The sequence below is a fragment of the Taklimakanibacter deserti genome, from assembly GCA_003574785.1.
Genome location: QORU01000021.1, coordinates 41,781 through 66,872 on the forward strand (window position 1 = coordinate 41,781; position 25,092 = coordinate 66,872).

Here is a 25,092-nt window from a genome sequence, read left to right on the forward strand (position 1 = left end):
TCAGCCGTGCCTCTTGAGCGGCCGGGCCAGCGCAAGGCACAGCGAGATCACCAGCACCAGCACGATGAGTGCCGCCGCCGCGACATAGCCCATGCGGAAATAGACGAAAGCGCCGTTGTACATATACATCGAGATCGTCTCGGTGGCGCCGCCCGGCTGGCCGCGGGTCAGTATGTAGACCGGATCGAAGATCTTGAAGGTCTCGATCGCGCGGATCAGCACGGCGATGCCGATGACGGGGGTGAGCAGCGGCAGCATGATGCGTCGGAAGATGCGCGCCGGCGAGGCGCCGAGCGCCACCGCCGCCTTGATCTGGTTCTGCGGCAGGGCGATGAGGCCGGTGAGCACCATCAGGAACATCAAAGGGGTCCATTGCCAGATCTCGCACAGCACGATCGGCAGCATCGCCCATGTCGGATGCGACAGCCAGGAAAAGGTGAAGGGCTGACCCGTCACGAGCGAGATCAGGTGATTGATGGGCCCGCGATCGTTGAACAGCATGAAGAAAGCGTTGGCGGCATCGACCGGAATGATCATCATCGGCAGGATGATCACCGAGACGGCGAAGCGTTTCCACCACCAGTCCTCGAGAAACAGGAGCGCAAGGCCGAGCGCCAGCGCCAGCTCGACGGTGATGCACAAGGCCACCACGCCCAGAGTGCGCAATACGGCATTGATGAAGCGGTCATCATACCAGAGGTCGTAATAGTTCCAGAACCACACGGGCTCGGCCTTCCACCAGGGAATAGCCTGGGTGGGCTGCCAGTCGGTCAGCGACAGCCAGATGACGATGAGGGTCGGAATGACGACGACGACCATCATGGTGAGCTGCGCCGGCAGCACCAGCGCCACATTGAATGGGATAAGACGGGCGAGGCCGGGGGTTTTCCCCTCGCCCGCATTACCCACTTGGCGATGCGGCGCTTTGGGCGCCGCATCTCTCGTCGTCATGTCGCTCACTTGAGCTTGTCGCGTATGCCGGCCGGATAGTTCGATTTGAGGAAGCGCCACTGCACTTCCTGGCTCCTTGCGCCCATGCGCCTGGTGATGCGCGCCCAGGCGGCGGCGGTATCGTCGAGCGCCGCCTTGGCGGTCTTGGTGCCGGCATCGGCAGCCGCGATATTGACGCGCAACTCGTCGAAATACTCGCCCTGACCCTTGAGATAGAGATCGGGGATCGAATTGATCATCGACGCTTTGTGAGCGACGAGGAATTCCGGCGAATAGGTCCTCTTGATCTCGGCATCCTCGTAATGGGCGTTGCGGGTCGGATCGAAATAGCCGGCAGGATCGCGCACCGCGATGGTCGAGAGCACGGGCGATGCGGCAAAGAGCGTGTAGAGATAGGCGATCTCGGGCTCCGGCGACACGCTCGACACGATATAATTCCAGCCCCAGTTGAAATAGGGCGTCCTGACGAGTTCGCCATTGACGAGGCCGCCCGGCATGTCGCCGAAAGCGAGCTTGCCCTTGATCTTCGACTTGTCGGAGTTGAGGAACTTCTGCGTGCCGCCCCAGCCGATATTGGCGAATTTGTCGCCTTCCCCGAAGGCTTCGAAGTTTTCGAACAACCCGTTGGTCTTGGCGCCCGGATAGAGATATTGCGAGGCGGCGATCAGCTCTTCGAGCGCCGCGACCCCCGCCTCATTGTTGATCTGCGGCGTCAGATCGTCGGCCAAGGGGTAGAAGCCCTTGGCATGGAACCTGCCCCACCATTCCCAGGCGATGAAATACTGGGTGCGGAAGAGCGCGCCGCCGAATTTGCCTTTGTCGGGCCGATGGAACCAGGCCAGCATCTGATCGAGCTCCTGCCAGGTATCGGGCACTTTCAGCTCATAGCCGTTCTTGTCGGCAAAGCCTTTCCGCTCGGCGTCGTCATCGAGCCACGGCTTGTTGTAGAACATGAGATAGGTGTCGCCGTCGGTCTGGTAGCCATAGAGGCTGCCCTTGTAGTAGTCGCCGATCGTATAGAGAGCGTCCTTCTGATAGTCCGCCGGCTCGTATTTCTGCGCATATTGGTCGAGATTGACGAGAATACCCGATTCGGCCAGATCGGGAATGCCGAAGGTTGCGGGCAGCGCGATATCGAAGGCGCCCGATTTCGACACCGCTTCGAGCAGGACCTTCTGGTTGATCTCGCCCAGCGGCACCTCGATATAGTCGAACTTGATGCCGGTCGCCTCGGTGAACCGGTCGGCCACCGGCTTGACATTGCCGAGCGAGCCTGACGGCTGCAGGATCTTGAGCGTCACGCTGCGGCCTTCGGCCAGTTTCTTCGCCGCCGCGGCGGCGGTTTCATGGATGGTGGCGAGATCGCCGGCTTGCGCTGAAGCGCGGCCGGCGAGCATGGGCGCCACCGCATAGGCGGCGATCCCCGAACCCGCGCCGCGCATGAGCGCTCGGCGCGTCAGTCCCCTAGTCCGGATCTTAGTCATGTTGTCGTCCTCTCTGTCTGAACCTAACCCTCACTTGATGACAATGCTCCCCCGCCGGTCCTGGCTTATCAGGACGGCGGCCACGACGACCGCGCCCTTGATCACCATTTGTGTGTATTGATTGACGCCCATGAGATTGAGGCCGTTATCGAGCAGCGCGATGATGGCGACGCCGATCAGCGTGCGATGGACGCCGCCTATACCGCCCGACAGCGACGTTCCGCCGACCACGATGGCGGCGAGCGAGTTGAGCAGCAATTCCTGACCGAGTGTCGGACCAGCGGCGCCGAGCCGCGCGACCGCGAGCGCGCCGGCAAGGCCGGCGAGCAGCCCCGATATGACGAAGGCATAGATCTTGTAGCGCGTGAGCGGGATGCCGACATTGCGCGCCACCGCTTCGCCGCCGCCGATGATGTACATATAGCGGCCGAAGCGCGTCATCTGGCCGGCGAGGCTCGCCAGCACCCAGACGCCGATGGCGAAAAGCGCGATATTCGGTACATGCGGGATGAACTGGCCGATCGCGAGCTCCTCGAAAGCGGGCGAGGAGAAGCGCAAGGCACGTCCCTGCAGCAATTCCCAGGCGGCGCCGGTGAAGACCGACAGCGTGCCGAGCGTCACCACGAAGGACGGGATGCGGCCTAGCGAATAGAGCACGCCATTGACGAGGCCGAGAAGTGCTCCGGCGACCAGGCTCACCGCCAGCGCATCGACGCCCATGCCGAAGGCGTTCAGGGCCGTGACGGTGACGGCACCGACCAGGAGCACGATGGCGCCGACGGAGAGGTCGATGCTGCCCATCAGGACCACGAAGGACGCGCCGAGGCAGGCGAGCAGCAAGGTGCTGGCCTGGCCCAGTATGCCCGTCATGTTGCGCAGGCTGAAGAAGGCGTCGCTGGCGAGGGAGAAGAAGACGATGAGCGCGATGACGACGGCAATCGGAAGCCAGATGCCATTGAATGCCGCCTTGCCGGTCGATCGATCGGCACTGGACAGAGCCATATGAACGCCCTCGTCCGTCATGCCGCCCTCTCGGGCGTCTGATCGCCGTCACCGGCGCCGAGCATCATGGCGACCAGTTCCTGCTCGGTCGGCTTGGCATCGGCCCGGGCATCGATGATCCGGGAGAGCGTCCCTTGCCGCATGATCGCGATGCGGTTGGCGAGGCCGATCAGCTCGAGCAGGTCGTCGGTGATCAGGACGATCGCGACGTCCTTGGCGGTCAAAGCACGCAACAGCGCATAGATCTCTTCCTTGGCGCCGGCATCGACGCCGCGCGTCGGATTGTCGAGCACCAGGGCGCGCAAGTCGCGCGCCAGCCAGCGCGCCAGAACGACCTTCTGCTGATTGCCGCCCGACAGCCGGGCCGCCGGTGTTTGCGGCGATCTGGCCTTGATCTTTAGCCTGTCCATGAACCGCGCGCTGACCGCCGCTTCACGGCGGTGGCGCCAAAGGCCCCAGCGCGTCGAGAAGAGATCGGCGCCGCTGGCGGAGGAGATGTTCCAGGCGACGGGCTGGCTCGCGATCATGCCCTCGGCCAGCCTTTCCGCCGGCACATAGCCGAGCCCCTTGGGAATGGCCTTGGTGATCTCGGGTGCCGTCCAGCGTCCGTCGCCAAGATGGATCTCACCTCGCTCCGGGCGCTCGATGCCGGCAAGCCCCTTGCCCAGCTCCGACTTGCCCGAATCGAGCAGGCCGCCAATGCCCAGAATCTCGCCGGCTTTCACCTCGAAGCCGACATCATCATAGACATCCGCGCGTGTGAGGCCGCGCGCCGCGAAGCCCGGACGTCCGAGATCGCCGTCGCGCTGCTCTTCTTCGTGATAGTAGTCGGCGTCGCGTTCGCGCCCGACCATCAGCCGATGCAGATCGCGCTCATCGGCTTCTGCCGGCGTCACCGAGGCGACACGGCGCCCATCCTTCAGGATGACGACCTCATCGCAAATGGAAAGGATCTCGGTCAGCCGGTGCGACACGAAGAGGACGGCGCTCGACTGCCTGACCTTGTCGATGAGATCGAAGAACAGTCTCTCATCGCCTTTCTCCAGTGACGCCGTGGGCTCATCGAGCACGATGATCGGCGTTTCGACGCCATGGAGGCTCTTGGGTCCGATACAGGCCCGAATGATCTCGACAACCTGGCGCTCGGAAAAGCTCAAGCTCTGGGTCAGGCGCCGGACGTCGATCTTGGCGCCCGCTTCATCGACCATCTCCTGCGCCAGCCGGATCATGTCGCGTCGGCGCATGAACTGGCCGAGGCGGGTGAAGCGCGCTTCCGCGCCGAGCAGCAGATTCTCGAACACCGGAATGGTGCCGATGAGCGCCTGTTCCTGGAACACGCGCCCGACGCCCAGGCGCTGCGCCGCGCCATAGCCCGCGAGCGACTGGCGGGCACCCTGGATCTCCAGGGTGCCCGCATCGGGTGACGTGATGCCGGACAGGATATTGAGCAGCGTCGATTTGCCGGCGCCGTTCTCGCCAACAAGGCCCACGACCTTCTTCGCCTCGAGGGTCAGATCGACATGGCTCAGCGCCAGGGTCTCGCCATAGCGCTTGCTCAAGCTTCTGGCGCTGAGTGCCGCAGGATGGTCGGCAGGGGGCGCGCTCATGCGAAGGCTCGCTTACTGCTCGCTCGACGTCAAAGCTTCGGCGCCGGACCGAACATCGGAATCTTGTAATGTTCGGCATATTCCTTGGCGACCGCCGCGGCCTCGCCGCTTTCGCGCGCTTTCTTGTAGTCCGCCGGATAGTCCCAGCCGTCCGGCTTCGCTATGCCGCCCCATTCGAGGTCGATATCCATGGGGAAAAGCTCGGCCTGCGGGTCCCAATCGTCGGGATGCGCCACTTTCGACAGGCGCTTGTAGTCGAAGGGCGCCGCATCGCCATTGTTCACATAGCGGGCGAGATACACATCGACATTGTCCTTGGTCATCGTCACCGAGCGCCAGCTCATCAGCCGTTCGGCGGCACGCGGCTTCCAGCCATTGAGCACGTCATAGAGCCGCGCCGTCAGCATGGCGCCCATGTATTGCGGGACATTGGCGCTGGTGGCGAGCAGCAGGCCCTGCTTGATCATCTCCGCACCACCGGTCGTGCCGTCGGCGCCGGAGATGAAGACATCCTGGCCGGGCCTGAGGCCCGCCGCCTTGAGTGCGGCGATGCAGCCATCCGCCACGTCGTCATTCTGCGCGATGACGCCTTTGAGATTGGGATGGCGCGAGATCAGGTCCTCCATCGCCTTCTGACTGTCCTCGCGGTTCCATTTGCCGGGCAATTCACCGGCGAGCGTGATCTTGGGGAATTCCTTGATCGCCGCGTCCCGTCCACGTGAGCGGATAAGATCGGTCGAATTGCCTTCGACGCCGGTGACGCCGACGAGCTCGCCGCCGCCAAAGGCCTCCATCACCGCCTTGCACACGGTGCGCGTCACATCGCCATGGGCGGAGAACTCCTCCGGCACCGCATAGAGCGTCCAATAGTCGCCGGCCTCGAAAGGCGTGTACCAGGGCAGCGTGCCCCAGGTGTTGTCGAGCCAGATCTTGTTCTGGTTGGCGAGCTCGGCGATGCGCTTGATCGAGCCGCCGCCCGGCGCATGCAGCATCACCGCCTTGACCCCGGCGGTCGCCTGCTGCTCGAACTGGTTGAGCTGGCGCTCGCTGTCGAGCTGGCCGTCGACCGCCACTTGCTCGAGACCGAGCGCCGCCGCGGCCCCTTTGGCGCCGGCATCGGCATTGGCGACATATTCGAGCTGCAGCGTCATCATCAGATGGGCGATCTTGCCGCTGGTCGCGGCGACCGCGACGCCCGGCGCGCCGATCGTGCCGGCGAAGGACGCGGCCACCGCACTTGCGGTCGCGAAAGAAAGGAAGTCGCGGCGCGACAGGCCGCTCGTCCCATAGGCGTCCATATGGCGGTCGATCACCTTCTTGTCGGTGAAATCGGGAAAGCGAGACTTTCTGAAACCCTTCGACATTTCTTCCCTCCTTGGCTTGGAGCTCAGCTCCATTTGTTTGCCCTTCGGGCCTCGTGCACTTCCGATGCCCAGTCCTTGCCCCTTGCGGTCGCCGCGAATTTCACCTGCCCGCTTTCATTGATGCGCAGCGCGTTGCCTTTCTCGATGTGCCAGATGAGATGCGTCTGGATGCAGCACTCGGCATAGCAGCGCCGCATGCCGATGCCGGTCGACACGGCATAATCGAGCTCGCTCTTCACCGGCATGACCTCGGGTACGAGATCGGAAATGGTCATCGGCCGCCCGGCCCGCGCCAGCACATGGATGATCCAGTATTCGATGTCCTCCTGCTGGCGCCGCATATGGAGGAGGCGCCGGAGCGCGCTGTCCGCCGAATAGGCGGAGAGGCCGTGGCCTTCGAGGATGAGCTGCGGCTTGATCTCGATGCAGCGCTCGATCGAGCGGCGATGCGCCTTGGCATCGCCGATCGGAAAGGGCCCGAGCGGTGTCGGGAAATGCATGATGTCGGCGGAATAGAGCGTGCCCGAATGCTTGTTCCACACGCCGATCTGGCCCGGGCAGTGACCGGGAAGATGCATGATCTCGAGCTTGAGGCCGCCGACCTCGAGCACGTCGCCGTCATCGACCGTCACGTCGACTTCGACCGGCCGGTTCCAATGCCGGCGCACGATCTCGGGGTCGGAGAGGCCGAGGCTCTCGCCCTCCGCCAAGTTGAAATCGGCCAGCACCTCGGCCGGCGTCGTCCCGAAGCGCTTCAGATTCTCCGCTTTGGTGACCAGCATCGGATCTTCGATGATCGGCTTGTCGGCGGGATGAGCGACGATTTCCGCGCCATAGCGCTTCTTCAAGACCGCGGCATTGCCGGTATGGTCGTAATGGAAATGAGTGATCAGGATATATTTGAGATCGTTCTTCTCCTGATCGAGCTTTTCGATCAGAAACTCGCCCATGCCGTTGTCATAGTCGGGTGTCGTCCAATTGCCGGTATCGATGAGGATGTTCTCAGCCCGGCCGCGGATCAGATAGACGCCCGACTGCACATAGCCGTCGAGCTCATCCTCGGCCCAGGGACCGTGAAGTCCGGGAATCCCCCAGCCATCCGGCGTCTCGGCCCAGAAGAAGATCATGCATTCTCTCCCCGATAGCGTTCGGCGCGCGCCTTGCAGGTCAGCGCATGCGCCAGCATGCCTTCCGCCGCACAGATGCGTTCGAAGGGCCCGGCGAGATCGCGGCTCGCTTTGCGTGTCAGCCTTTGCCAGGTGACGGTCTTGATGAATTTGCCGACCCAGAGTCCGCCGGTGTAACGCGCGGCGCGCCCCGTCGGCAGCGTGTGATTGGTGCCCACACCCTTGTCGCCATAGGCGACGGTCGATTCCTCGCCGACAAAGGCGCTGCCATAGTTCCTGAGCCGCGCCAGATACCAGTCGTCGCTCTCAGTCTGGATCTCCAGATGCTCGGGCGCATAGGCATCGACGATCTGGGCCGCTTCCTCCCTGCCATCGGCGACGACGATCTCGCCATGATCGCGCCAGGAGCGCGAAGCGATGTCGTGGGTCGGAAGATCGACGAGCTGGCGCTCGATCTCCTTCACCACGGCCTCCGCCAGCTTTTTCGATGTCGTGACCAGCCAGGCGGGGCTGTCGGGTCCGTGCTCGGCCTGACCGAGAAGGTCGGTGGCAACGAGAGCGGGATCGGCCTTGTCATCGGCGAGGATGCAAATCTCCGTCGGGCCCGCCGGCAGGTCGATGCCGACCAGGCCGAAGAGCTGGCGCTTCGCTTCCGCGACATAGGCATTGCCGGGGCCCGTGATCATGTCGACCGGCCGCATGCCCACGCAGCCGAAGGCCATGGCGGCCATGGCCTGCACGCCGCCGATGCAATAGATCTCATCCGCGCCCGAGGCCTGAAGCGCATGGAGCGTGTGGGGATACATCCCCGCTTCGCCGGGCCGCGGCGGCGCGCAGCCGATGATGTGATCGACGCCGGCGATCCGCGCCGTGCCGACGCTCATCGCCGCGGCCGAGATGAGCGGATATTTGCCGCCGGGGATGTAGCAGCCCACATTGGCTACGGGCACGAGCTTCTGCCCCAGCTCCACGCCGGGCGCGATCTCGGTCGTGAATTCGCTCAAGGAGGCGCGCTGGCGGCGGGCGAATTCCTGGATATTCTTCAGGCAGAAGGCGAAATCGTCCTTGAAGCTTTCGGGCAAGGCCTTGGAGACCGCGCGGATCTGGTCGGGAGAGACGCGGAAGCTCTCGCCTTCCCATTTGTCGAGGGCTTTCGCGTAATGCCGGACGGCATCATCCCTCTCCTCGCGGATGCGCCCGATCATCTCGCCGACCGTGCGTTCGACGGCGAGCGTATCGGCGCGCTCTTGGCCCGCGGCTTTCTTTATATAATGAGGCATCGTGACCCAATTTGTAAGCGCTTACAAATATGAGCTTACGACAGAGGATATTTGAGTCAATCGCATTCGGCTTGACTTATCCTAAAGTGACACTTTAGGATTTCTAATCGTGATCTATCTTTCGAGATTCGTTTGTGTTTTTGAAGGGGAGCGAATTTCTGACGGCAACCCGGTTTCCAGGCAGGCAAACTGAAAGCGCTTACATAATGACCGAGGATCCGCCGCGCGAGGACGAGTTTTCCTCTTCGCCGCAGGAGCGCAAGACGATCAAGGAGATCGCCAAGGAGGCCGGCGTCTCGACCGCCACCGTATCGCGCGTGCTGAACAATCCCGAGCGTGTACGGCCCGAGCGGCGCAAGGCCGTGCTCAAGGTGATCGAGCGCCACGATTACGTGCTGCACGGCATGGCGGGCGCCCTCGCCGGTGCCCGCTCGATGACCATAGGCCTCGTCATCCCGACGATCACCAACTCGATCTATGCCGCCTCGACCCAGGCCATCCAGCGCGTGGCCCAGCGCGAATCCTATGGCGTGCTGCTCGGCGTCAGCGAATTCTCGCCCGATGAGGAGCGCCGCATGATCCGTCATCTGGTCGAGCGCCGTGTCGATGGGTTGATCCTCACCGGCGGCGGACGCGATCCTGCCATCTATCGGCTGATCGAGCGCCACGGCATCCCTTGTGTCGTGACCTGGCGGCTGGACACCGCCGCCAATCTTCCGTGCGTGTCCTTCGACAATTACGCGGCCGGCCGCATGGCGATGACGCATCTCATCGAGCTCGGCCATCGCCGCATCGGCCTGATCTGCGGCCGCACCGAGCTCAACGACCGGGCGCTCGAACGGCGCAAGGCCTATGAGGACACGCTCGCCGAGATCGACATCGCCATCGATCCGACATTGATCTTCGAGCGCGATTTCGAATTCATCGAAGGCCGCACCGCGATGCGCCGCATGCTCGACGATGTCGTCCCGCCGACCGCGGTCTTCGCCGCCAACGACATCCAGGCGATCGGCGCCATGACCGAATGCCGGGCCTCGGGTCTCGATGTTCCGAGGGACATGTCGATCATCGGCTTCGACGATCTGCCGCTTGCCGAATTCACCTTTCCCAAGCTGACGACGATCCGCGTGCCGGCTCAGCGCATGGGCCATGTGGCGGCGACCCGGCTACTCGAGATGGTCCGCGGCCAATCGGAGCCCGCTTCCGAGGTCCTCCCGGTCGAGATCATCCTGCGCGAGAGCACCGCACTGCCACGCGGGTGAATGGCTGATATTTATGCGCCTTCACCGCTTTGGTGCGATGAGCCTGTCCCAGGCGAGAGCGCCCAGCAGGATGCCGAGCAGCGGACCCAAGGCATAGATCCAGTAATGATGCCAGTCGCCGAGGAAGACATAGGGGCCGAAGGCGCGGGCCGGATTCATGGCGGCACCGGCGATCGGCCCCATGACCATGACCTCGATGCCGACGACAAGCCCGATCGGCACGGCGGCGAACTGGCGCAATTGCTCGCCCGTCGCGAAAGCGGCGCGTATGGTGAGCATCATGGCGAAGGACAGGAAGCATTCGATGATGAAGGCGCCAGGACCTGATATGGCGAGCGCCGTATTCGGCATATTGGCGCCCATGCCGGCCTGAGGTCCAAGCGCATAATAAAGAAGTGCGGCGCCGGCGACGGAGCCCGCCAGTTGTGCGGTGAGATAGCCGAGGACACTGGATTTGGGGAAATCGCCGAAGACGGCAAGCACCACGGTCAAGGCCGGATTGAAGTGGCCGCCCGATATGTCGACGAAGCACCAGATCAGGATCATGAGTGCCAGCCCCGAGGCCGCTCCGCCGATCAGGGGTACGGGAAGCCCGCCCACCATGCTGGCCGCCATGACCGCGCCTGCGGCGAAGAACACCAATATGGCCGTGCCGATGAACTCCGCTGCGTAGCGCCCTATGTTTGCGCTCAGCATGATCAGATCGTCAGCCGGAAATAGAGCATCGGCAACTTCTCCGGCAAGGCTTCGATCCGGTTGATCATCAGATGGTTGCGCAGGCCGAAGATGCGCGGCAGATAGCTTTCGCCGCCGCTGTCGAGGCCGACGCAGAAGACGTCGATCCCCTTATGGGCAAGCTCATGCACCGCCTTGCGCGCATCCTCGACCAGATATTTGCGGTCCGCCACGTCGATGTCGGAGGGCTCGCCGTCGGTGATCACCAGCACGAGCTTGCGGTGCGTGACTTGGCGCTCGATCTCGGCACCGGCCTGGCGCAAAGCGGCGCCGAGCCGGGTCGACAGCATGCCGCGCAATCCGGCGAGCCGGGCTTTCAGCGCTTGCGGGCTGCTCTCGGCAAAATCCTTGACGCGGTAATAGCGCACCTCCTCGCGGCCATTGGAGCAGAAGGCGTGAATGGCGAAGGGATCGCCGAGATCGGCCATGGCCTGGGCCAGAAGGGCCGTGGCGGCACGTTCGAGCGCGATGACGGTTGTGGTCGTGTCGCGCACCCGGTCGCGCGTCGATTCCGATATGTCGAGCAGCAGGAGCACGGAGAGATCCCGCGCGTGCATCTCCTTCGTCTCATAGATGCACGCATCGGGGGTGACACCGCTCCTGTAGTCGATCATCGCCCGGATGGAGGCATCGAGATCCAGGCGATCGCCTTGCGGCTGGCGACGCATGCGGACCGGACGGCTGATCTTCGCCGCCCTGACCAGGCGCTCTATGCGCTGCTCGACATCGGCATAGCGCTCGAGGATGTCGTCGATTGCCGCCGCCGGCGCGGGGCGCGGCTTGAACTCGACGATCGTCGTCCAGTCATGGCGCAGGATGCTGCTGATGTGATCCCATTCGGCATGGCGTGCGATCGGGATGCCGGCGTCTTCCGGCACCTCCGTCACCCGTGTGGCGCGGTTCGCCGGCGTCGAGTCGTCCTGCCGGTCGCGCTGCTCGCCCTTGTCCTTGTCTTCCTTTTCCGAGACGCGCACCGCTTCGAGAATGGTCTCCGCCGTTTCGGCTTGCTCGGGCGGCGGCTCGCCCCAATCCCACAGGCCGAGATTGTCGTCGCGATAGGACGGCTCGACCACGTAGCTCTTGGCGTTGAACTGGATGCGCATCTGGCCGATATCATTGCCGAGGAGCCCGCCGATGCGGCGGCTGATGGAGGGATCGTTCCATTGTTCGCGGGCCTCGCGAAACATGATGCGCGCTTTCGTGATCCAAGGATCGCCATCGATGAAGGAAGGATCGATCAGCGTGCGTGACAATCGCAGCATCAGGAGCTCGGCAGTGAGCGCCGGCGATGCTTCGACGCGATGAAATCGTCCCCACAGCCGGGCAAGGCCCGGATAATCGGCGGCTGCCAGCGCCTCGACGCGCGCATCTTCGATGAGGCCGACAAGCGCCATTTGCACGGGCTTGAGCGATCCCACGGGGAATTTCGCCTGGCCATAGGCCAGATGCGCGCCGACATGGGCCAGCACGGCATGATAATGTGCCGCGGCTTCCGCCCCGCGATAGCCCGAATAGATTTCCGGCAAGCGAATAAAGGCGCCGTCGAAGGAAGCGCGCCGCATCACCTTCCCGCCGGGCCTCACATTGGCGGTGCGGATCACCGGGCGGATCCTCCACAAGGCCATCACGAAGGCCTTGAGCGAGGCCTCGACATCGCTGAAGGCGACATCATCCGGATCGCGCTCGAAGGCCTTGAGCGTCGCGCTGTCGACTTGCGCGAAATAGGCGGCGCATTTGACGGGATCGCTGCCTGCTTCGCGGATGCCGTTCAGCATCCACGCGCGGAAGGCGATGATATTGACCCGGCCGAGGAGCGAGGCTTGAACGATGGCCGGCAGCGAATGCGGCGCCAGATTGGCGCCTTCCTCGATGGTCCTGAGCCAGGTCCGAAAAGCCGAATGATCCTTGAAGAGTCCCGCCGCCTTGGTGAGTGCCGTGAGGAAGATCGCGGCAGCCCCCATGTCGGCTGTCTTGGCGATACCGACCGCCATGGGCACTGTCGCCAGAGCAAGATCGGTACCATGGGCGCGCGCCACCGCAGCGCTGCCGCGCGCAAACTGGATACCGGCCTGAGGATCATCGATCGCCGAGGCAATGCGCGAGAGACTATCGCTCCACTGGTCGAAGATGGAATCGGGAAAGGCCTTGCGCACCATGTCCCATGTCCGGCTGTCGATCATCCTGGCGTAGCGTGCCGATTTGAGGAGATCATCTATGGGATCGCCGCCGCCCATCATACTATATGCAGGCGGCGATGGTTTCGCTGAGCGCCATGCGCATGTCGGGATCATCGGTGATCGGCAGCACCAGCGCCACCTCGCAGGCTTCGACGATGGGCACCGACCGGCTCATCAGGCGGCCGGCCTGGATGAGCATGCGCGTCGAGGCGCCCTCATCGAGCCCATGACCTTTGAGATTGCGGGTGCGGCCGGCGATCCTGACCAGGGCCGCGGCATTCTTGCGGTCGATGCCCGCTTCGTGCACCACGATCTCGGTTTCGATCTCGGCCTCGGGATAGGTGAAATCGAGAGCCGCAAAGCGCTGCTTGGTCGATTCCTTCAGATCCTTGATCACGCTCTGGTAGCCGGGATTGTACGAGATCACCAGATGGAAGTCCGGATGCGCCTTGATGAGCTCGTTCTTCTTCTCGAGCGGCAGGATACGGCGGTCATCGGTCAAGGGATGGATGACGACGGTCGTGTCCTGGCGCGCCTCGACGATCTCGTCGAGATAGCAGATGGCGCCATGGCGCACGGCGAGCGTCAGCGGCCCGTCATGCCAGACGGTGCCTTGCGCATCGAGCAGGAAGCGGCCCACGAGGTCGGAGGCCGTCATGTCCTCATGGCAGGCGACGGTGATCAGGGGCTTCTTCAGCCGGAAGGCCATATGCTCGATGAAGCGCGTCTTGCCGCAGCCGGTCGGACCTTTCAGCATCATCGGCAGGCGGGTCGCATAGGCGGCCTCGAATACCGCCACCTCATTGCCGGTTGCGTGATAATAGGGCTCGGCAGTGACGAGATAGCTGCTCAGTTCCATGATGCTCAAGGCCTTGTCGCAAGGAGGAGGCCGGAGGGCAGTGGGGCCGCCCTCCGGTGCTAACCCAGACAGTGAACCCTCTAGCGGTGGGCTCGTGTCTTGGGATTGGGAATGCCCTCGATCGGTGACTCCTCGGTGCCGACCGTGGACCGCGTGATCGCTTCGACCATCTCGCGGGTGCCTTCGGGGTCGGTGATCCACTTCTTATAGAAGTCATAGGGGCAATTGGCCACGCCCTGGGCGCCCTCGCCCGAATTGATGATGCCGGTATAGCCGCGATGCACCAGCTTGAAGAGATGGTTGTTCGACTGGCTGTTCTTGCGCGCATCGCGGATCAGCGACTTCGACAATTGCGCATATTGGATGCCCATTTCCTCTTCGCCGCATTCGCCGAGCGTGCGGCCGTCGAAGCCGATGATCGCCGAATGGCCGAAATAGGAGTAGACGCCGTCGAAGCCCGTCGCATTGGCGACCGCGACATAGCTGTTGTTTGCCCAGGCCATGGCCTTGGCCATCAGCACCTGCTGGTCCTTGGCCGGATACATATAGCCCTGGCAGCGCACGATGAGCTCGGCGCCCTTCATGGCGCAGTCGCGCCAGATTTCCGGATAGTTGCCGTCATCGCAGATGATGAGGCTGACCTTGAGTCCCTTGGGCCCTTCCGACACATAGGTGCAGTTGCCGGGATACCAGCCCTCGATCGGAACCCAGGGCATGATCTTGCGGTATTTCTGCACGATCTCGCCCTTGTCGTTCATCAGGATCAGCGTGTTGTAGGGCGCCTTGTTGGGATGCTCCTCATGACGCTCGCCGGTGAGCGAGAACACGCCCCAGACCTTGGCCTTGCGGCAGGCGGCCGCGAAGATCTCGGTCTCTTCGCCCGGGATCTGGGAGGCCGTCTCATACATCTCCTTCGCGTCGTACATGATGCCGTGGGTGCTGTATTCCGGGAAGATCACCAGGTCCATGCCCGGCAGGCCCACTTTCATCCCGACCAGCATCTCGCCGATCTTGCGCGCATTGTCGAGCACTTCCTTGCGGGTGTGCAGACGCGGCATTTTGTAATTGACGACGGCAACGCCGATCGTGTCATTGCTGCTACCAATATCGCCATGAATCATGTTCGTCTCCCATAGTATTGCCACTCGATGCGCACAGATCCATGGATCACACCGCCATGTGCTTGTGCATGAGATTGTCCGTCAGTGATTTGATCGGACCCTCCGCCACGACACGGCCCTTCTCCATGATCACGAAGGAGTCGGACGCACGCCTTGCGAAATCGATGTCCTGCTCGACCAGGATGATGGTGATGCCATGCACCTTGTTGAGCGTCATAATCGCCTGCTCGATCTGCTCGACGATATTGGGCTGGATGCCCTCGGTCGGCTCATCGAGCAGGATGATCTTAGGGTTCGTGAGCAGCGCCCGGCCTATCGCCAGCTGCTGCTGCTGGCCGCCAGACAGATTGCCGCCCTGGCGGTCGAGGAATTCGCGCAAGACGGGAAAGATCTCGAAGACGAGGTCGTCATAGGTCTTGCTCCCGTTGCCGGTGCGGGCGAAAGTTCCCATCTTGAGGTTCTCGCGCACCGTGAAGGTCGGGATGATGCCGCGCCCCTGCGGCACGTAGCCGATCCCGGCATGGGCGCGCTTGTAGGTCGGCATCTGGTCGAGCCGGTCGCCGCCGAGCGCGATCTCACCGCCGCAACGGTCCATGAGGCCCAGTATCGCCTTGAACAAAGTGGTCTTGCCCACGCCGTTGCGGCCGAGCACGGCCATGAACTTGCCGGTCTCGATCTTGAGATTGATGCCCTGCAGCGCGCGGGAATTGCCGTAATAGGCTTCGAGGTTCTTGATCTCAAGCACTGCTGATCCCCACCGATCCCAGATAGACCTGCTTGACCTTCGGATTGTTCTCGACCTCGGCGACCGGGCCTTCGGCCAGGAGCTTGCCCTGATGCATCACCGAGATGATGTCGCCGATCGCCTTGACGAAACCCATATCGTGCTCGACGACGATGATCGTGTGCTTGCCCTTCAGCCGGTTGCATATGTCGGCCGTCTTCTGGGTCTCCTGTGCCGTCATGCCGGCGGTCGGCTCATCGAGGAGGATGAGCTCGGCGTCCTGGGCGAGCAGCAGCGCGATCTCGAGCCATTGCGTCTGGCCATGCGAAAGATGGCCGGCCGGCACATCGAGCGCATCGCTCAAGCCAACGAACTCGGCCAGCTTGTCGAGACCGTCGCTGTCGACGGAACGCGCCCAGCGGAACAGGTTCGCCATGACCCCGTTGCGCTTGCAATAGGCGACTTCGAGATTCTGCCTGACCGTCAGTTGTCGGAAGACACTCGGCACCTGGAATTTGCGCCCGACCCCGCAGCGGGCGATCTGATAATCGTCGAGCTTGCTCACCTCGGCGCCCTTGAAGCGGATCGAGCCCGAGGTCGGCACAGTCTTGCCGCAGATGAGATCGAGGGCCGTGGTCTTGCCGGCGCCGTTCGGCCCGATGAGGCAGCGCAATTCGCCCTTCTCGACGGCGAGCGACAGGCCGTTTACGGCTTTGAAGCCGTTGAAGCTGACGCTCACATCATTGAGCTCGAGATGCGCGCTCATTGTCCCTCGACCAGCTTGGTGTTGCGCAAGGGCTTGCCGCCGGCGACCGGCTTGCCGGGCGCAGCCGTCTGCGACGCGGTGCCGCGCATCTGCCCGATCTTCTCGGCGACCTTCTCGCCGAGGCTCGCGAGACCATTGGGCAGGAAGAGCACGACCAGCACGAAGAGTGCCCCCATGACCAGCGTCCAGGTATCGAGGAAGACCTCCGATTCAGAGAGCGCCCCTTGCACGCCGGCGACCAGGATGGCGCCGAGAAGCGCGCCCACGAGGCTCTGGCGGCCGCCCACGGCGCACCAGACGACGATCGACAGACTGAGCTGCACGCCGAGGAAGGTCGGCGAGGCGAATTCCATGACGATGGTGTAGAGCATGCCGGCGAGCCCGGCGATGCCGGCCGAGATGCAGAACACCATGGTCTTGAACAAAGCGACGTCATAGCCGAAGAAGCGCACCCGCGCTTCCTGGTCGCGGATCGCCTGCAGGATAAGCCCGGCCTTGCTCTTGGTGACGGCGAGCGCCAGGAACAGGCACACGGTCAGGCAGATGGCGATCAGGTAGTAGGTCGTGGCGCTATAGGCGTCGAAGGTGATGCCGAAGAGCTCGAGCTGGGCCAGATCGGTGATGCCGTTGAAGCCGCCCGTCGCCCATTGCTGGTCGATGATGACGAGATTGACGACCACCAATGTGGCGAGCGTGATGATCGCCACATAGACGCCGGTCACCCTTCCGCGGAACATGAACCAGGCGAGGATCGCCGAGACGATGACCGGTATGAGGATGCCGGCCAGGATGGCGAAAGGCATCGAATAGAACGGCTCCCAGAACCAGGGCAGCTTCTCGACATTGTTCCACACCATGAAGTCGGGCAAGCCTTCGGAGCCGGTATGGACCGGGATGGTGCGCAGCTTGAGCGCCATCGCCATGCAATAGGAGCCGAGGCCGAAGCTCATCGCCTGGCCAAGATTGAGGATGCCGGCATAGCCCCAGGACAAGGCCAGCGCCATCGACACCATGGCGAGCACCAGGTAGCGCGCGACCCGGTTGAGCAGGAAGTCGTCGTTGATCAGCGTCGGCAGCAGCAGGATGGCGAGGCAGACGACGCCATAGAGGATCACTTGCGTGAGCGTCTTGTTCGTCATCATGTCCTAACCCGCGTGACGAAGAGGCCCTGCGGCCTGAATCTGATGAGGATGACGATGGCGACGAGCACCAGCGCCTTGGCGATGGTGTCGTTCTGCCAGAAGGCGAGCACGCCCGAGAGCTCGCCCAGGAGCAGCGAGCTCGCCACCGTTCCGAACAGGCTCTGCACCCCGCCGAGCACGACGACGAAGAAGGCGTCGATGACGTAGCCGGTGCCCATTTCCGGCGACACGCTCTTGAGCGGCGCCACCAGCGCCCCGGCGAGCCCCGCGAGGCCCGCGCCATAGGCAAAGGTGCCGGTATAGATCTTGCTGGCATTGATGCCGAAGGCGGTGGCGATGCTGCGATCCTGTATGACGGCGCGCAATTGCATGCCGACCGCCGTCTTGTTGATGAGGAGCCAGGTCAGGCCGAACAGCACGGCGCCGGCGACGATGATGAAGACGCGATAGCCCGACACGTCGACGCCGAGGATGTTCACCGTGGCGCTGAGGCTCGGCGGCATCTCGACATAGCGCAACTCACCACCGGCCATGAGCCTTACCGCCTGCTGCAGCATGACGCCGATGCCCCAGGTCGCGAGGATGGTGTCGATCGGCCGCTTGTAGAGATAGCGGATGACGCCGCGCTCGATCACAGCACCCAGGAGTGCGGTCACGATGAAGATGATGATGAGCGCCGGGAAGAAGCTGATGCCGGCGAAAGTCTTGAGCGCCCAGGCGCCATAGGCGCCGAGCATGATGAACTCGCCATGCGCCATGTTGATGACGCCCATCGAGCCGTAGATGATCGAGAGGCCCAAGGCGACGATCAGCAAGATCGAACCGATGCTGAGGCCGGTGATGAACTGTTCGAGCAGAAATTCCATAGGCGAAACTCGCGAGAACTGGGCCGCGGTGACGGGGTCCGCCACCGCGGCTCCGGAGAATGAGCTCAGGTTTCCTTGAGCCCCGCCTCCGTGCATTTCTGGTTCGGATAGGCGGCATAGGGATCGGGCGCCAGCCACTCAGCCGATTCCTTCAGCACCTCGAACTGGCCGTCAGACTTGGCGACGGCGATCTTCGGCCACAGCCAGGTGTGGAGATTCTCCTTCTCGAGCAGAATCTTGCCTTGCGGCGCCTGATACTCCTGGCCCTTCACCGCCTCGCGAATGGTCTCGGGCGTGATGTCGCTCTGGCCGATCTTCTCGATCGCCTGCTTGAACAGATAGGTCTGGAAGTAGCAGGCTTCCGAAACGAAGTGGGTCACTTTGTCGTCGCCCCAGCGCTTCTTGTAGGCGGCGACGAACTTCTCGTTCTCGGGCGACTTGTGCACCATGAAATAGGGTGCCGAGGTGAAGTGGCCGGCGGCCGCGTCACCACCCATGGCCGCGATCTCGTTCTCAGACGTCGTCAGGCTCGCCATCGGCATCTTGGCGGGATCGAGGCCGGCGGCACGGTATTGCCGGTGCAGCGCCACCACCGAATCGCCGACAACCGTCGAGAAGATCACATTCGGCTGAGTGCTCTTCATCTTGTTGATGACGGACGAGAACTCGGAATGGCCGAGCGGCACATATTCCTCGTTCACCACTTCGCCGCCGAGCTTCTCCAGCAGCTTCTTGCAGTAGTTGTTCTCTTCCTTGGGATAGATGTAGTTCGAGCCGATGAGGAAGAACTTCTTGCCGAATTTCTCGATCAGCCAGGGGACGAATTCATCCTGTTGTTGGTTGGGGACGGCGCCCGTGTAGACGACGTTCTTCGAGCATTCGCGGCCCTCATAGAGGGTCGGATAGAAATAGAGGTTGTTGCGCTTCTCGAAGACGGGAAGTACCGCTTTGCGGCTCGCCGACGTATAGGAGCCGAAGACGCTGACGCATTTGTCGCCGACCACCAGCTTGCGCGCCTTCTCGGCGAAGGTCGCGGGATCCGATGCCGGGTCCTCGACGACCGCATTGATCTGCATGCCGTTGATGCCGCCCGCCGCGTTGATCTCCTCGATCGCAAGGATCGTCGCCTTGTTCAGCGATTCCTCGATGATCGCGGTGGTGCCGGTCAGCGAGAACAGCACGCCGACCTTGATTTCACCTCCGGCCGCGCGCGCCAGCGAATAATCCTTGATCCAGATATGAGGGAAGCCGCCAATCACACCCGCGCCGAGCGCAGCCGTTCCCCTCAGGAAAGCTCGTCTCCTGATAGCCATCGTTTCCTCCATGACAACAACAAAAAACCCCCAAGTTGACCACACGTGGCCAAACATGGAGGCGTTACTGCCTGATTATGTGAGCGGCATTTTTGCCGCTTTCCGCCTTGGACGGATGAATTCCCTTATACGAGGCTGTCGGAAGTGTCAACGAGCTTCGAGGCGATCGAAGCGATCGTGGCGCGCTTTTTCATCGCGATGTCGCGCAAGGTGCGGAACGCTTCCGCCTCGCTCACGCGATCGCGCAACATGATCAGCTGCTTGGCCTTCTCGATGTCGCGCATCGCCCGCACATTCTCCTCCATGCGCGTGATGCGCGACTTCTGCCGCTTGAAGAAGGCGAACTGATCATGCGCGACGAGCAATGCCGCATCGATCGAATGCGGCAGATAGGGACGATGCAGCACCGCATTGGGACAGGCCACCTGCAGTTCGTTGAAGTCGAAGCGCCCGTTCTGCGGCAGGAGGACGACGAGGGCCGCTTCGGCCTCGCCCGGCATCCAGGCGAGGCGCGAGCCGAGGCCCGGACCATATTCGCAGAACAGCACATCGGCATTCTCGCCGATGCGGTCGGGCGCCGGCCACTGATGCCTGACCGCCGCGCGCGTGCGCTGCAGATGGCGCAACAGCGTCTGGCCATCATCGTCGGCCTCGCAGACGACGAGGAGACGCAGCCGCGAGAACTGGCTCACCGGATTGGCCGCCATGATCAGGCACTCTCCAGCGCCCGATGCGAGCCGATCAGATAGGGATCGGCATCGATCTGCGACAGCGACTGATGCACGATCGAGAACTGTCCGGCGCGATTGACCCGGCCGACGCGCGACCAGACATTGGCATGGCTGCAGGACGGATTGATCGTGACCTTGCCTTGCGGCGCATCGATGGTCGAGCCGAGGACGAAGGGCCTGAGGATGTCGGTATCGAGCGTGTTGACCTGCTCCAGCGCCTTGGCCAGGAGATGCACCTGGAAATAGGCCGCTTCCACGCACATATTCGTGCTTTCGCTGTCGCCATAGCGCTTGCGGTAGCGCTTGACGAACGCCTCTTCCCGCTCGCCGCCGCTGCCCTGGAAATAGGGTGCGGCGGTGACGTGATGTTCGCCGACATCGGCACCCATCGCCCGGATCTCGGCCTCGGTGGTGGTGAGGCTCGCGATCGGCAGTTTCCTTGCATCGAGGCCGAAATCGTTGAAGGCCTGGTAGAGGAAGACGGTCGCCTCGCCGACGACGGTCGAGAAGATGACATCGGGACTTGCGGTCTTGATGTCGCGCAGGATCGGATAGAACTCCTCGCGCCTGGCATTGAGCGAGACATACATCTCGCCCACCACCTCGCCGCCCGACTGGTTGATCAAGGCGCGCATGATGCGGTTCGATTCGCGCGGATAGACATAGTCGGATCCGACGAAATAGAAGCGCGTGCCGTAATTGGCGGCGAGATAATTGAACAGCGTCAGGCTGTTCTGGTTGGGAGCGGCGCCGGTATAGATGATGTTGGGCGAGAACTCGAAGCCCTCATAGAGGGTCGGATACCACAAGAGGCCGTTCAGGCGCTCGACGATCGGCAGCACCGCCTTGCGGCTCGAGGAGGTATAGCAGCCGAAGATGGTGCGGATGCCGTCCTCGGCGAGCATCTTCCTCGTATAGGCGCGGAACTGGGCATTGTCGGAGCCGGGATCGAAGACCGAAGGCAGAAGCTCGCGGCCATTGATGCCGCCCGCTTCGTTGATCTCATCGATCGCCAGCATCGTGCCGCGATACTGCGTCTCCTCGATCAGCGCCATGTAGCCGCTGCGCGAAAACAAGACGCCTACTCGCCACGGCTCCGACGAATACTCATGACCCATGCCAGGCATTGCTCTCTTGTCTCTCGCCCTCACCCGGAATAGCGCGTGAGCATGCGCGTTTTGGTTAATGGTTTCAACTGCTCAATTGACAAAGGTCGTGGAAGATCTCGATGAGGGCTTCGCGAGCATTGTCGGATCATCATGCGAACCACTGACTTCGCGCTGCTTGCCGATGGTGCGCAGGGCTTCGCGATGGCTCGCGAATTGATCCGTCGTCGGTCTAATTTTTAGTCGCGACGAAGGTCCGTAATGTTCTGGCCGCGACGACGGCGCGAAGGGGCCTGCGATGAATCACCCACCGCCCGATATCCCTCTGTTTTTAATAAAAGATTCACCATTTACCGCATCGCCATGGAGGCTGCCTTGATGCTTGCTTAATTGCGTGGCTTAGACGTAGCTTACCCGAGGTTTGCTAGGTGGGACCATGGCGACAGTGGCGACCGCAGTCTTTGCCGGAGCACTTCTCGGCATTGCATTGTTCTCGAGGATTCCGATCTGGGCTTTGCGCGCCTGGAAGAAGAAAAGTTTCCTGCGCCTGTTCCTCGCCCACCTGCTCACTTATGCACTTGTCGGCCTGGCCTACGCCCTTCTCTCGGCAGATGGTAGCCCGCCGCAATGGCAGCCCGCCCTTGCGAGCTTCATCGCTCCGACCCTCGTCGTTTTCACGCTCGATGCCATCGCCATCGCCGCCCTGCGCAATGCCGGTCCGCAGGCTTCACTCGCCCCCATGTGGTTCCTGCATGCGGGCGGCAATCAGAGCGGGCCGCTGACGACCGATGCGGTCGAAACCGCACTGGCCGGCGGCTCGTTGAAACCCTCCGACTGGATCTGGCGCAACGGCTTCAAGGAGTGGATGCAGATCGAAAGCGTCGATCTGTCCAAGCCTGAGGAAGCGCCGGCTCTTCCCGCCAGTCCGGCGATGACCAGAAATGCGGAGCCGGGTCCCGGCCAATGGCACAAATGGTTTGCCCAGTCGGCGGCCTATTGGATCACCGGCCTTGTCATCGCAGGCTTGTTTGCGGCTTCCTCCCTCACCCTCCTCAAACTTGAATTCGCCGATCATCCGCGCCTGATCAGCGGTGGGCTCATCGTCCTGTGGCTGGCGCTTCTCGCGGCGATGCTGTGGCTCAGCATCGGGGTCGTCCGCTCGGTCGACCGGCAGGCGAAGGCCTCGGCCCATCCCTATTGGAGCGGCGCCGCCAAGGTCGTGACCGCCCTGGCCGGCCTCGCGGTTCTCGCCGTCTTCGTGCAGCAGGGCGTTCCTGAGATTCGCGAATCTGCCAATGTGATCTCCGAAACAATGGCGCCCCGCTATCAATTGCGCCTGCTGCGCGACAACACCGAGCTCGAGCTCGTCGGGCAGATGGATTTCGGCGTTGCCGACACGATCGCCGCCTCTCTCGACGGCAATCCCCAAATCGCCACGCTGGATGTGAACAGCCCCGGGGGAAGATTGAGCGAAGCCGACAAGCTCGCCGACATCGTGCTCAAGCGGAATTTGAACACTTACGTCTCGACATTCTGCCTCGGTGATTGCGCGCGGGTGTTCGCCGCCGGCAAGAAGCGCTGGCTGTCGCGCGCCGCGGTCATCGCCCTGCACCGGCCAGGTGCTGAAGCAGCGACCCTCGAGGCGGAGACGGCGAAGACAAAGGCCTTCCTGGAAAGCCGGGGCATCGCCGGCAAATTCATCGATCGCGGCCTTTCGAGCCCGCGTGATGCCGCCTGGCGCCCGACCCATGCCGAATTGTTCAGTGCCGGTTTCGCGACCTCCTATGCCACCGATGCCGAAGTTGCGGTTGCCGGCATCCCGGTGCGCGAGATCGAGGATGCGCAAAAGGAGCTGGACAGCATCGGTCTCTATCGCGTGCTGCGCGACAAGCATCCGCAAGCGCATCAAGCGATCGTCGCGATCCTGCGCAATGGCTATGTCAAGGGCCAGCCCGTCGCCGCCATGCGCCAGCGAATCTGGTCCGTCATATTGCCGATCGTGAACAAGAGCCTTTCTTCCGCCTCCGACACGGCCCTGGTGTCGTTCTATCGGCTGGCGGTCGATGAAGCGGAGACCTTTGCCGCGAAGGATGTTCGTGGCTGCGAGGCCTATTTGCGCGGGCGCAGCGAGGGTTTCGACCAGAGCCTGCTGTCCGCTGAATTGCAGGAGCGCGAGCTTAGCGCCACCGCCGATCTCATCCGCACCAGCGGCAGCTATACCGGCAAGACGATCGAGAAGAGCGAGGCGCGGACCGTCCTCGCGCAATTGCTGCCCGCCGCCCAAAGCCAAGGCTTCACACCTGACGATCTGGAGAAAGCGATCCAGTTCAAGCTCAGCCCTGAGCGCAACTGCCGCGGCCTCATCCTGTTCTTCCGCTCGCTGTTGCAGCTCGACGATCCCAACCGGACCGCGCTCCTGCGGTTCATGGCTCAGCAATCGGGCACCTGACCAGGTTCGCCACCGCAGCAGCGTTTCAACGCAACGCGAAATGCCGCTCGGCGAGTTTGCCCGCATGCTCGATCGCGCAATTGATGAGGAAGAAGAGCAGGCCGGCAAGGCCGTAGAATTCCAGCGTCATGAAATTGCGCCCGACGATCTCCTGGGTGCGGAACAAGAGTTCGCCGGTGCCGATGACCGAGAGAAGGGTCGAGGTCTTGATCAGCTCGACGCTGGCATTGACCCACACCGGCACGATCATGCGCAGCGCCTGCGGCAGGAGAACCAGACCGAGGATGATCGCAAAATTGAGCCCGAGCGCGCGGGCCGCATCGGTCTGCGCCTCGGGTATCGCTTGTAGCGCGCCACGCAAGATCTCGGCCATATGCGCCGCGCAGAAGATGGTGAGCGCGAGGAGACCGGACTGGACGGCGGTGAAATTGATGCCGGCCACGGCGAGGAGATAGAAGATGGCGAGGATCAGCACGAGCACCAGGATGCCGCGCAGGGCATCGACCAGGAAGCGAATCGGCCAGCTGAGCCAAGGCGCGCCATAGGTGAGGCCGATGCCGCCAAGAAGACCGAGAAGGCTGCCGCCGATGATCGAGAAGAACGAAATTCCGATCGTCAGCATGAGGCCCTGAACGAGCGGGGTGCGGGCGATCCAGACCTCGTGCAGGAACTGCTCCATGGCGCCTCAGAACCTTGGATAAAGGCGCTCGAGACGGCGCAGGCCCCAGGCAATGGCGAGGCAGGTGGCGAGATAGAGGACGCTGGCCGTGGCCCAGGCTTCCGCCACTCGGAAGGTTTCGGTATTGAGCTTGCGGGCCTCATGGGTGAGCTCCGAGACCGCGATCACCGCCGCCAGCGAAGTGTCCTTGAACAGCGCGATGAAGGTGGTGCCGAGCGCCGGCAAGGCGTTGCGGAACATGATCGGCATCACGGTGAGGCGCGCGACGCTGACGCGGCCGAGGCCCAGGGCACGCCGGCGAGGCCTGCGCGGAAGACCTCCGTGAGATAGGCTACTCCTCCCATCAA

The 25,092-nt window shown here is 62.8% G+C and carries 22 protein-coding genes; 2 read left to right on the plus strand and 20 right to left on the minus strand.

What is annotated here, in order from left to right; translation table 11 throughout:
• Genes DS839_RS32160 through hisD form a run of 7 tightly spaced genes read right to left on the minus strand, consistent with a single transcriptional unit; the run spans position 1 to position 8,815 of the window.
• On the minus strand, positions 1-951 hold the full coding sequence (locus DS839_RS32160) for a carbohydrate ABC transporter permease (RefSeq protein ID WP_119274642.1): 951 nt from the start codon (positions 949-951) through the stop codon (positions 1-3).
• 5 nt (positions 952-956) lie between these two features.
• A complete protein-coding gene (locus DS839_RS32165) occupies positions 957-2,435 on the minus strand; it encodes an extracellular solute-binding protein (RefSeq protein ID WP_119274643.1) in 1,479 nt (492 codons plus the stop codon).
• A gap of 30 nt (positions 2,436-2,465) precedes the next feature.
• Positions 2,466-3,458, minus strand: coding sequence for an ABC transporter permease (locus DS839_RS32170; protein ID WP_119274644.1), 993 nt, complete (start codon positions 3,456-3,458; stop codon positions 2,466-2,468).
• Positions 3,455-5,044 carry a sugar ABC transporter ATP-binding protein gene (locus tag DS839_RS32175; RefSeq protein ID WP_119274645.1) on the minus strand — a complete coding sequence of 530 codons (1,590 nt, stop codon included), beginning with the start codon at positions 5,042-5,044 and terminating at the stop codon, positions 3,455-3,457. Before DS839_RS32175 ends, DS839_RS32170 begins: the two co-directional genes overlap by 4 nt.
• Positions 5,045-5,073: 29 nt before the next feature.
• Complete coding sequence (locus tag DS839_RS32180; RefSeq protein WP_162918947.1) at positions 5,074-6,408, minus strand: sugar ABC transporter substrate-binding protein; 1,335 nt, start codon at positions 6,406-6,408, stop codon at positions 5,074-5,076.
• Between the two features lie 23 nt (positions 6,409-6,431).
• Positions 6,432-7,535: an MBL fold metallo-hydrolase gene (locus DS839_RS32185; RefSeq protein ID WP_119274647.1), complete on the minus strand. Its 1,104-nt coding sequence runs from the start codon at positions 7,533-7,535 to the stop codon at positions 6,432-6,434.
• A complete protein-coding gene (gene hisD / locus DS839_RS32190; protein ID WP_119274648.1) occupies positions 7,532-8,815 on the minus strand; it encodes a histidinol dehydrogenase in 1,284 nt (427 codons plus the stop codon). The genes DS839_RS32185 and hisD overlap by 4 nt, the downstream gene beginning before the upstream one ends.
• Before the next feature lie 206 nt (positions 8,816-9,021).
• Between hisD and DS839_RS32195 the strand changes: the two genes are divergently transcribed.
• A complete protein-coding gene (locus DS839_RS32195; RefSeq protein ID WP_119274649.1) occupies positions 9,022-10,077 on the plus strand; it encodes a LacI family DNA-binding transcriptional regulator in 1,056 nt (351 codons plus the stop codon).
• 21 nt (positions 10,078-10,098) lie between these two features.
• Here the strand turns inward: DS839_RS32195 and DS839_RS32200 are convergent, their stop codons facing one another.
• The 11 genes from DS839_RS32200 to DS839_RS32250 form a co-directional block, all read right to left on the minus strand.
• Positions 10,099-10,773 carry an MIP/aquaporin family protein gene (locus tag DS839_RS32200; protein WP_119274650.1) on the minus strand — a complete coding sequence of 225 codons (675 nt, stop codon included), beginning with the start codon at positions 10,771-10,773 and terminating at the stop codon, positions 10,099-10,101.
• Positions 10,774-10,775: 2 nt separating this feature from the next.
• Positions 10,776-13,049 carry a nitric oxide reductase activation protein NorD gene (locus DS839_RS32205; protein WP_162918948.1) on the minus strand — a complete coding sequence of 758 codons (2,274 nt, stop codon included), beginning with the start codon at positions 13,047-13,049 and terminating at the stop codon, positions 10,776-10,778.
• A gap of 1 nt (position 13,050) precedes the next feature.
• Complete coding sequence (locus DS839_RS32210; RefSeq protein ID WP_119274652.1) at positions 13,051-13,848, minus strand: CbbQ/NirQ/NorQ/GpvN family protein; 798 nt, start codon at positions 13,846-13,848, stop codon at positions 13,051-13,053.
• Between the two features lie 80 nt (positions 13,849-13,928).
• Positions 13,929-14,969 carry an aliphatic amidase gene (locus DS839_RS32215; RefSeq protein ID WP_119274653.1) on the minus strand — a complete coding sequence of 347 codons (1,041 nt, stop codon included), beginning with the start codon at positions 14,967-14,969 and terminating at the stop codon, positions 13,929-13,931.
• 46 nt (positions 14,970-15,015) lie between these two features.
• On the minus strand, positions 15,016-15,714 hold the full coding sequence (gene urtE, locus DS839_RS32220; protein WP_119274654.1) for an urea ABC transporter ATP-binding subunit UrtE: 699 nt from the start codon (positions 15,712-15,714) through the stop codon (positions 15,016-15,018).
• A complete protein-coding gene (gene urtD / locus DS839_RS32225; RefSeq protein WP_119274655.1) occupies positions 15,707-16,459 on the minus strand; it encodes an urea ABC transporter ATP-binding protein UrtD in 753 nt (250 codons plus the stop codon). The genes urtE and urtD overlap by 8 nt, the downstream gene beginning before the upstream one ends.
• Complete coding sequence (gene urtC, locus DS839_RS32230) at positions 16,456-17,601, minus strand: urea ABC transporter permease subunit UrtC (protein ID WP_368912041.1); 1,146 nt, start codon at positions 17,599-17,601, stop codon at positions 16,456-16,458. Before urtC ends, urtD begins: the two co-directional genes overlap by 4 nt.
• The gene (gene urtB, locus DS839_RS32235) at positions 17,598-18,467 is read right to left on the minus strand and encodes an urea ABC transporter permease subunit UrtB (protein WP_119274657.1); all 870 of its coding nucleotides are present in this window, start codon (positions 18,465-18,467) and stop codon (positions 17,598-17,600) included. Before urtB ends, urtC begins: the two co-directional genes overlap by 4 nt.
• Before the next feature lie 65 nt (positions 18,468-18,532).
• Positions 18,533-19,780 (minus strand): transporter substrate-binding domain-containing protein, encoded by a 1,248-nt coding sequence (locus DS839_RS32240; RefSeq protein ID WP_119274658.1) that lies wholly within the window; start codon positions 19,778-19,780, stop codon positions 18,533-18,535.
• A gap of 125 nt (positions 19,781-19,905) precedes the next feature.
• Positions 19,906-20,487 (minus strand): ANTAR domain-containing response regulator, encoded by a 582-nt coding sequence (locus DS839_RS32245; protein WP_119274659.1) that lies wholly within the window; start codon positions 20,485-20,487, stop codon positions 19,906-19,908.
• Positions 20,488-20,489: 2 nt separating this feature from the next.
• The gene (locus tag DS839_RS32250; RefSeq protein ID WP_162918949.1) at positions 20,490-21,638 is read right to left on the minus strand and encodes a transporter substrate-binding domain-containing protein; all 1,149 of its coding nucleotides are present in this window, start codon (positions 21,636-21,638) and stop codon (positions 20,490-20,492) included.
• Positions 21,639-22,053: 415 nt separating this feature from the next.
• On the opposite strand from DS839_RS32250, the gene DS839_RS32255 reads away from it, so the two are divergent.
• Positions 22,054-24,066 (plus strand): GYF domain-containing protein, encoded by a 2,013-nt coding sequence (locus tag DS839_RS32255; protein ID WP_119274661.1) that lies wholly within the window; start codon positions 22,054-22,056, stop codon positions 24,064-24,066.
• A 25-nt stretch (positions 24,067-24,091) separates the two neighbouring features.
• Here DS839_RS32255 and DS839_RS32260 read toward each other — a convergent pair whose 3' ends face one another.
• Positions 24,092-24,745 carry an amino acid ABC transporter permease gene (locus DS839_RS32260; RefSeq protein ID WP_119274662.1) on the minus strand — a complete coding sequence of 218 codons (654 nt, stop codon included), beginning with the start codon at positions 24,743-24,745 and terminating at the stop codon, positions 24,092-24,094.
• Positions 24,746-24,751: 6 nt separating this feature from the next.
• Positions 24,752-24,985 (minus strand): ABC transporter permease family protein, encoded by a 234-nt coding sequence (locus DS839_RS32265; protein ID WP_119274663.1) that lies wholly within the window; start codon positions 24,983-24,985, stop codon positions 24,752-24,754.
• Positions 24,986-25,092 lie beyond the last annotated feature (107 nt).